The sequence below is a fragment of the Marinobacter sp. genome (genome assembly GCF_041690455.1).
Taxonomy (GTDB): Bacteria; Pseudomonadota; Gammaproteobacteria; order Pseudomonadales; family Oleiphilaceae; genus Marinobacter.
Genome location: NZ_JAWLHI010000128.1, coordinates 1 through 4,721 on the forward strand (window position 1 = coordinate 1; position 4,721 = coordinate 4,721).

At 55.2% G+C, this 4,721-nt stretch carries 5 protein-coding genes and 1 tRNA gene; 3 read left to right on the plus strand and 3 right to left on the minus strand.

Translation table 11 applies throughout. The annotated features are described in order from the left end of the window. The first annotated feature begins 21 nt into the window (after positions 1 to 21). The 3 genes from ACESMW_RS18425 to ACESMW_RS18435 all read left to right on the plus strand — a co-directional run bounded on the left by ACESMW_RS18425 (position 22) and on the right by ACESMW_RS18435 (position 2,943). A tRNA-Pro gene (locus ACESMW_RS18425) sits at positions 22 to 98 on the plus strand. 208 nt (positions 99 to 306) lie between these two features. Then, a complete protein-coding gene (locus ACESMW_RS18430; RefSeq protein WP_372988424.1) occupies positions 307 to 1,431 on the plus strand; it encodes a calcium:proton antiporter in 1,125 nt (374 codons plus the stop codon). 147 nt (positions 1,432 to 1,578) lie between these two features. Next, positions 1,579 to 2,943: a metal-dependent hydrolase family protein gene (locus ACESMW_RS18435; protein WP_372988425.1), complete on the plus strand. Its 1,365-nt coding sequence runs from the start codon at positions 1,579 to 1,581 to the stop codon at positions 2,941 to 2,943. A 39-nt stretch (positions 2,944 to 2,982) separates the two neighbouring features. On the opposite strand, the gene ACESMW_RS18440 is transcribed toward ACESMW_RS18435, so the two are convergent. From ACESMW_RS18440 to ACESMW_RS18450, 3 genes are read right to left on the minus strand one after another with little or no spacing between them, the layout of a single operon-like run. After that, entirely contained in the window at positions 2,983 to 3,225 is a 243-nt protein-coding gene (locus tag ACESMW_RS18440; RefSeq protein WP_372988426.1) for a hypothetical protein, read from the minus strand. Positions 3,226 to 3,281: 56 nt separating this feature from the next. Further along, entirely contained in the window at positions 3,282 to 3,809 is a 528-nt protein-coding gene (locus ACESMW_RS18445) for a type II toxin-antitoxin system VapC family toxin (protein WP_372988427.1), read from the minus strand. A 1-nt stretch (position 3,810) separates the two neighbouring features. After that, positions 3,811 to 4,524, minus strand: coding sequence for a hypothetical protein (locus ACESMW_RS18450; RefSeq protein ID WP_372988428.1), 714 nt, complete (start codon positions 4,522 to 4,524; stop codon positions 3,811 to 3,813). Positions 4,525 to 4,721: the final 197 nt, after the last annotated feature.

Consider the following 4,721-nt stretch of genomic DNA (forward strand, 5'->3'; position numbering starts at 1 on the left):
CGTATAATACCGGCCGTTGATCGGCGTGTGGCGCAGCTTGGTAGCGCACTTCGTTCGGGACGAAGGGGTCGCAGGTTCGAATCCTGCCACGCCGACCACTTTCCCGCTTTGAGCTAAAAGGCGACATTTGCCCGCTCCGCTCCCACAGTAAATCCTATCTGGCGTAGCAGTGCCGTCCCACCAGACCTGAAAAACCTTGCCAGATCCAAAGCCGGCACACCCGTACGGTTTCTCCTTTTGCCAACCCATCAAGATGATGCTTTACTACAGCAAACACTGCGCAGCCTGAGACCCGGGACACATTAATTGAAAGCTTCCCCCACCAAACCAGTAAACTGGTTGGCAAAACTGCATGCGCAGATACCGATCTGGAGCATTGTTCTTCCAGCGGTTGCTTGCGTTCTGTTGGTTGTCCTCCATGGTGTCACACTCGGGCCCGTGCTGGCTTTTATTTCCCTGATCACACTTCTTGGGGTCGTGCTTGTCGCTGTTTACCATGCCGAAGTAATCGCCCATCGCGTTGGTGAACCTTTTGGCGCGTTAGTCCTAGCCCTGGCTGTAACCGTCATTGAAGTATCACTGATTGTCTCGATGATGCTGTCAGATGCCGGGGATGCAAGCAGCCTGGCCCGGGACACGGTATTTGCGACAATCATGATCGTTTGTAACGGTGTGATCGGACTATGCCTGTTGCTCGGGGCGCTGAAGCATCAGAGGGTGAGCTTTAGAATCGAAGGAACGGCGCCAGCGCTGTCAGTCATCGCCACCCTTGCAACACTGACTCTGATCCTGCCGGATTTCACCTTCACCACCGAAGGGCCAACCTTTTCCAGTGCCCAGCTTCTGTTTGCCGGGACCATGTCGTTTTTGCTCTATGGGTTGTTCCTTTTTGTCCAGACGATTCGGCACCGCGATGATTTTCTGCCCGAGCAGCAGCCGGGCGAGGAAGAAACACCTCCCCACGAGCTCCCTTCCAAAGGAGCGTTCGCCGCGAGCATGGTTCTTCTGCTGCTATCGCTGATTGGCGTGGTGGGCCTGGCTGAAACCATGGCCCCGCTGGTGGAGGCCACAGTCGTGTCGTTTAGCCTGCCCCATGCGGTGGTCGGGGTCGCGATTGCACTGATGGTACTGATGCCGGAAACCATGGCTGCAGTGCGGACGGCGATGCGTAATCAGATGCAAATCGGCTTCAACCTGGCACTTGGCTCGGCGCTGGCAAGCATCGGTTTAACCATTCCCACAATCGCTGCCATTTCCCTGTACCTGGAATTACCCATGGATCTCGGGTTACCTCCAACGGAAATGGTCCTGCTTGTTCTCACTTTGTTCCTTACTGCAATGACCTTAACAGGCGGCAAGGCAACGATTCTTCACGGCGCAGTTCATCTGGTCGTGTTTGCGTGCTTTCTTTTCCTTTCCGTAATCCCGTAAATCAGCAACAAACATTCAATATTCAAAGGGGGCCTGACCATGAATTTTCTCAGCAATAGTGGCGGCTCTTCATCTCCTTCAATACTCACCTCTCACGGAGCCTGCGTCTGCGGTTCCCCGCTTTTACAAAAGTTCCATGAGCGAATGATGGCAGACATCAGCCGCCGGCAGTTCTTGGGTGGCGCAGCGGCCGTGATGGCCATGTTCAGTGGGCTACACGCACCGACCGTTCTGAGTAACAAGCCGAAGCGCTCGGGGGGTCCGGTATTGCTGACCAACCTGACGTTGTTCGATGGCAAGGGCGGGCCTCTGCGGAAGAACGTTTCCGTCAGGGTTGAAAACGGCCGGATAGAAGCGCTGCTGAACGACAGCTCCGGAACGGACGGGGCCGAAGTCATTGATTGTGGTGGCCGGATACTGATGCCCGGCATCATCGATGCCCACTGGCACACAACTCTGGCCGCAATCTCGCAGATCGAGGCAATGACGGCCGAGCCCGGCTATGTGCACCTGGTTGCAGCCCGTGAAGCAGAGAGAACGCTGCTGCGTGGTGTGACATCGGTCAGAGACGTGGGCGGTCCGTCCTTTGCCCTGAAACGGGCCATCGATAAAGGCATCATCCCCGGCCCCAGGATATTCCCGGCCGGTGCCATGATCTCCCAGACTTCGGGACATGGCGATTTCCGCATGCGCCACGAAATCCCGAGAACACCAACCACGCCCCTGAGCCCGGCAGAGCAGCAGGGCGTTGCGGCTATCGCAGATGGTGAGGCTGAGGTTCTGCGCCGTACCCGGGAACAGTTGATGATGGGAGCATCCCAGATCAAGCTAATGGCGGGCGGTGGCGTGGCCTCCATGTTCGATCCGCTGGACAGCACACAGTTTACCGAGCGAGAGCTCCGTGCTGCCGTGGAAGCCGCGGAAGATTGGGGAACCTATGCGATGGCGCACGTGTATACCCCTCGCGGCATACAGAGGGCGCTTCGGGCCGGCGTCAAATCCATCGAGCATGGGCAACTGGCTGATGAGGAAACGGTCAGAATGATTGCCGGAGAGGGCGCATGGTGGAGCCTGCAACCGTTCCTGCAGGATGAAGATTCGAACGTGTACCCGGATGCAGAGCGCAGAGCAGCCCAGGCAAAGGTCGCCGAGGGCACCATCAGGGCTTATGAGTATGCCCAGCGGTTTGACGTCAAAACGGCGTGGGGAACCGATATTCTGTTCAATCCTCAAAGCACCGGGAATCAGCTCAGACATCTGGCGAAGTTAACCCGTTTCTACGACCCTCTGACTGTCCTTTCGATGGCGACGGGCAGCAACGGAGAGTTGCTGGCACTTTCCGGCCCCCGCAACCCTTACCCGGGTAAGTTGGGCATCATAGAACCGGGCGCCCACGCCGATTTGTTGGTCGTGGACGGTAACCCCGACCGGAATCTCGATTTCCTGGTCGATATTGATCAGAACCTGCGCATGGTGATGAAGGGCGGTCAATTCTATAAAGATGAACTGTGAGCATGACTGGGTCGGATATGCGTTAATTCGCTTTTTCAGTCAATCGCCTGCTTTTCTCGACACCTCTCTCCGATTCGGAAGCCACCTTTCGAAGAACAAACCGAAATCGTACACCGAGTAGACCGACTCTTCGCCCATTCCGACCGCATCGAACAACAGGCCAACAACGCCCTGGCCCGCGTCAACAACCTCACCCAGTCCATCTTGGCCAAGGCCTTCAGAGGCGAACTCACTGCGCAATGGCGCAAGGACAACCCGGAGCTGATCATCGGGGATGAGCATTGCAGCGATGTGGCCAACTCAACAGGCAGGAACGTAAAAAATACCGTCTGCTATATTCAGGCGTCTTCGTCAGGTGGAAACATCTGCCCCTGAACCGCTGGCGGCTCGATATCCGCCAGCGACTTTATCGCCAATTTTTTGAAGCTTGCGATCTTGCGAAGCGAGTCATCGTGTGACCAGACTTCATCCGCCATGGCAGCGAGAGCAATACCGACAATCTGGCGGTCGTATTTGAGTTTGCTGGCAACCTGCCCGGGTGAGATCTGAGCGAGCTCTTTCCTGTCCGGGAGTTGGGCACACTCAATCGCTGCCGCAGTATCAAAATCCACAACTTCAAAGCACGCACTGCCATTCAGAACATCCAGATACTCCTGATACTTTGATGCCTCCACACCAATCAGGAATTCAGACAACACGGGTGTCGGTATGAGAATAAGAGCGTTCCTTTTCTCTGCCTCAGAGACAAATGCCTGCGCGCGCTCAGCAACACGGCCCAGGATAACACTCGTCTCCGGATGGGTAAGACCCGTTTGGCTTGGGGCAAGAATCTGTATCAGGATGTTGTTGTCGACTAATAACTTCAAATCAGCCTCTCAAATCCCTGGCCACTCCATGCGGATCTTCCATATCCGCCCATTTTAAACCGCCAATTGCCTGAAGACGGCCAACAACATCACCGACCTTGGCTGCATCCAGCTCCCGGTAAGATTCTATTTTGAGCTTTTTGAGCCGCCAGCCACCTTCCGGCGATCGCTCCCAGGTACCATGCCCACTAACCCGAACCTGTTTGAACAGCAGGGAAGAAAGCTCTCGGGCAATATCGATAGAGGCTTCGCAACGAAGCGTTTCCCCATTAACACCTTCCAGACTCACGGGGATGGTGTCATCCTTGCCGCCAACGCGGTACAACCGACCCTGAACAGAACCGAGTTTGTTAACCACCAAGGGCTTCTCGTCATCGGGTCTTTTCCTGAATGACAGGATTCGAGTATCAGTATCGTTCAAAATCACACCTCCTGTGCCATCCTCGTCCATGAGTTGCTGCAAACTACGATACCCCGATAGCTGTTTCTTCGCGCCCATCCCGTTTGGAACTTCCCGAACATGGGTGAGTACCTTCTGATAGTGCAGGTCTTCAACATCCACATTCAGCATGGCGCTGCCTTTGCTGACCGATTCAAAATGCACATGCTCCACTTCTCCGAGCATTTCGGAGAGATGGGTAATGTACTGCCCCAAGCGCTTCATTGAGAGCGTTTCGGGAGTGCGGTCATTTAACTTAAGGGTCAGCTTTTTCATAGTTGTGATTATAGAAGGGCACTAGCACACTTGCTACCACGTGTTTGGCAACTCAATCCCGCGATATCAGACTCCAAAGCGCACCTGACTTAAAGCAACGGCTCCACCGGCAACAACGAAAACAGAAACACCAGCGCACGCTTGAAAGCCCCGGTATTCGGCTCATGGCGATGCTCAATCGTTTCTGTACCTGTGAA

Bases quoted from the DNA above. Each gene is read 5' to 3' on its own strand.
- ACESMW_RS18435 (WP_372988425.1), top strand. From the start codon at position 1,579: ATGGCAGACATCAGCCGCCGGCAGTTCTTGGGTGGCGCAGCGGCCGTG.
- ACESMW_RS18440 (WP_372988426.1), bottom strand. From the start codon at position 3,225: ATGCTCATCCCCGATGATCAGCTCCGGGTTGTCCTTGCGCCATTGCGC.
- ACESMW_RS18450 (WP_372988428.1), bottom strand. From the start codon at position 4,524: ATGAAAAAGCTGACCCTTAAGTTAAATGACCGCACTCCCGAAACGCTC.